General features: G+C 41.7%; 1 protein-coding gene. It reads left to right on the forward strand.

The window, feature by feature from the left end:
* The first annotated feature begins 176 nt into the window (after nt 1-176).
* Nucleotides 177-314, forward strand: coding sequence for a hypothetical protein (locus tag STRDD10_RS11290; protein ID WP_166736852.1), 138 nt, complete (start codon nt 177-179; stop codon nt 312-314).
* Nucleotides 315-360: the final 46 nt, after the last annotated feature.

A 360-nucleotide genomic window follows, 5' to 3' on the forward strand; every position in this document is an offset into this window, starting at 1 on the left:
CTTAGCAGATGGCTAAACACGACAAGAAAAAAAGATGGTTTCCCAAAGCGAAAGAGGTCACAATCGAACTCAACCTCAAATTCCTTAAGATAACCATCAAATTCTAATGGGAGAGGGGCGAAAGCCCCAAACCCTGTTGTTTAGTTCATTCTAGCATAAGGAAAGGTAAAAAGCAAATGAAAGACAATGTACTTTACCACAAGAAGTTCAAGCGTGCAGAAATCACGATTGAGCGGACGACCTTGAAAGAAAAAGTTCAAGGTGTTGTTGGCATTGCCGTCCTTGCCTTGGCTATTTGGTATTTTACTAGATAGTTATGGCAAAGAAAATGGGGCGACCTCTAAAAGGAGAGAGCAAGCG

It is taken from the genome of Streptococcus sp. DD10 (assembly GCF_001578805.1).
Lineage (GTDB): Bacteria > Bacillota > Bacilli > Lactobacillales > Streptococcaceae > Streptococcus.